A 2,977-nucleotide genomic window follows, 5' to 3' on the forward strand; every position below is an offset into this window, starting at 1 on the left:
CCGCGCTCCTTCCACAGCCAGATGAACAGGCCAAAGGCCGGCAAGGCCAGCAGGGCGCAAAACACCGCCGTGGCCAGCGCCACCTTTTGCCCGATATGTCGTTTCAGATCGCTCACTCGACTTCCTCTACCATCAGCCATAGGGAGCGATTGTCACGCGCGTCGCTGGTTGAAAGACCGAGCGCGCCGCCCTGGTTACCGCTGGCCTGGCGTCCGCTGCCGCCCAGTTCTATCCATTCGCCCAGCCGCCCCGACACAGTGGTCGACAGGCGCTGACTGTTGATGCTGCCATAGCCGCCCTGACTGGCCGCCTGCTGACTGATGTCGAGCGTCACCCGGTTGCCGTTCACGCGCGGCACGGCATAGAAGCCGCGGCCGACATCCTGATAGACGACGTTTTCGTTGATGACCGCACCGCCAGGGCCAATGACCACCTGGCGCATCGGGACGGGCAGCGAACGGCCGACCTGGATGAAAGCCTGGCCACCTTCGACGGTTTGCACCATCTGCGCCGCGCTCTCGCCGCGCACGCTCTTGGTATCCCAGACGTTGGCCTCGACATGGCTGCGCCGCGTGCTGCCGAGCACGACCTGGCCACTGGCCTGGGCGCCACGCGCGCTGTCTTCAGCCTGCCGGTTTTGCGAAACGCGGATGATCAGCCGCCGTGTTGGCGTGTCGATAGCGGCCAGCGCCCGCTTGATCTCGGCCCGGTTGCGCGGCGAGGCCTTGAGAAAAAGCTGGTTGTTCATGCCAGTCAAGGTGCCGCCCGGCTCGACCAGCGGCAACAGCGCCGGCAGCACCGCTTCGACATTTTTGCTTTTGAGCTCGATGACTTCCATCTGCTGGGCCCACAGCGAAGAGCTGAACAGGCAGGCGAGCAGGCAAAGAAGGCGAAGCATCATGGACGTTCTCCGGTTGGCGTAAAAGATCATTCGAGATAGATGGCGACCCGGTAGCCTTTGGCCAGATCGTCCGGGCGCACGGTTTCGCTCATCGGCTTAGGCCACCGCGTGGGGCAAGGCGAGGTACTCCCGGGAGTTCATTTCGGTCAGGCGGCTCACCGTGCGGGCAAACTCGCTGGCCTGTGTGCCCTCCGTATAGAGCCCATCCGCCGCACAGTCGGCGGTGATGATGAGTTTAACCTTGTGGTCGTAGAACACATCGACCAGCCACGTCAGGCGACGCGCCTCCGAGGCCTGATGGATGGTCATTTTCGGCACATGCGAGAGAAGCACGGTGTGGTATCCGCGGGCAATTTCAAGATAGTCATTCTGCGAACGCGGTCCGCCACACAGGGTGCGAAAATCGAACCAGATCACGCCATGGCTACGCCGCACGGTGTCGATATTGCGCCCGAGAATCTCGACATGCCCGCCCTTCTTGCCATCCCCGCCGGCGATCATTTTGAAGTCGTTCAGCATTTTTTTTTCAGCCGTGGCATCGGCCGGGTAGCGATACATCTCGACCTGTTCGAGCGCCCGCAAACGGTAGTCGGTACCGGCATCGACCTCGAAAACATCCAGATGCTTGTTGAGCAGCGCAATGGTCGGCAGGAAGCTTTCCCGATGCAGGCCATTCGGATACAGCTTGTCCGGCGGATAATTTGAAGTCATCACGATGATGACGCCCTGGGCGAACAGACCATCCATCAGGCGGCCAAGAATCATGGCGTCGGCGATGTCCGAGACGTGGAATTCGTCGAAGCAAAGCAGGCGCACTTCCTTGGCGATCTGCTCAGCCAGCCTCAGCATCGGGTCCGGTTCGCCCTTGTATTTTTCGAGGTCATGATGAATCTGCTGCATGAAGGCATGGAAGTGAATGCGACGCTTGCGCCGATAAGGCACCGAGTCGTAGAAGCAATCCATCAGGAAACTCTTGCCGCGACCCACCCCGCCCCAGAAATAGACGCCTTTCGGCGGCTTGGGCGGTGACAGCAGGCGCTTGAAGGTACTCCCACGGTCAACCTTGAAAAACAGCAAATTTGTATAAAGGTTCTGCAAAGCCAGCGCCGCCGTCATCTGCGCGGCATCGGCGATGTAGCCACGGGCATCAAGGAGGTTTTTATAGGCGTCGAGCATGCCCTGCGCGGCGACATTCAGTTTTTTATGGGGCATAGGGGTGAATCAGCTTTGGGGTAAAAACGTATTCTGCCAAAGAAAAAGGCGAGTGCGTTGCCGCAACCCGCCTTTCTGGCAAAGAACAGTCAGCTTAGAAGTGCAGCGGACGCTTGTCGCAAGCCAGGGCTGCTTCGTGCACCGCTTCCGACAAGGTCGGGTGAGCGTGGCAGATGCGCGCCAGATCTTCGGAAGCGCCACCAAATTCCATTGCCACAACAGCTTCGGAAATCAGTTCGGAGGCATTGGCACCGATGATATGGACGCCGAGGATGCGGTCGGTCTGCGCGCAGGCCAGCATCTTGACGAAGCCGGACGGCTCGCCCATGCCCAGCGCACGGCCATTGGCCATGAACGGGATTTTGCCAACCTTGTAGGCGACGCCATCCGCCTTGAGCTGCTGTTCGCTCTTGCCAACCCAAGCGATTTCCGGCGCGGTGTAGATGACGCCCGGAATGGTGTCGAAGTTACAGTGGCCAGCCTGACCGGCCATCAATTCGGCAACCATGACGCCTTCTTCCATGGCCTTATGCGCCAACATCGGTCCGCGCACGACGTCGCCAACAGCCCAGACGCCCGGCAGATTGGTCTTGCAGTGACCATCGACTTCAACCATGCCGCGCTCGGTCAGCTTGAGGCCAACCGCTTCGCCATTCAGGCCGTCGGTATTCGGGATGCGGCCGATCGAAACGATCAGGCGGTCGGCGTCGAGCTTCTCAGCCTTGCCATCCTTCGTTTCATAGGCAATTGAGACGCCCTTCTTGGTCGTCTTGATCTCGCCGATCTTGACGCCGGTCTGGATGTCCAGGCCCTGCTTGGTGAACAGCTTGAGCGCTTCCTTGGCGATGTCCTGATCGGCAAAAG

3 protein-coding genes are annotated in these 2,977 nt (G+C 60.2%); all 3 read right to left on the minus strand.

Annotated elements, in window-relative coordinates; genetic code table 11:
- Positions 1-112: 112 nt before the first annotated feature.
- On the minus strand, positions 113-901 hold the full coding sequence (locus tag ADADOO_RS16010; RefSeq protein ID WP_511278506.1) for a secretin GspD/PilQ domain-containing protein: 789 nt from the start codon (positions 899-901) through the stop codon (positions 113-115).
- A gap of 96 nt (positions 902-997) precedes the next feature.
- The gene (gene zapE / locus ADADOO_RS16015) at positions 998-2,113 is read right to left on the minus strand and encodes a cell division protein ZapE (protein WP_511278507.1); all 1,116 of its coding nucleotides are present in this window, start codon (positions 2,111-2,113) and stop codon (positions 998-1,000) included.
- A 94-nt stretch (positions 2,114-2,207) separates the two neighbouring features.
- Positions 2,208-2,977, minus strand: a 770-nt coding sequence (locus tag ADADOO_RS16020; RefSeq protein WP_511278508.1) for an oxidoreductase dimerization domain-containing protein, incomplete at its 5' end; no start/stop codon positions are given.

Origin of the sequence: Azonexus sp. (genome assembly GCF_036170495.1) — a bacterium.
In the GTDB taxonomy this organism is placed as follows: Bacteria; Pseudomonadota; Gammaproteobacteria; order Burkholderiales; family Rhodocyclaceae; genus Azonexus.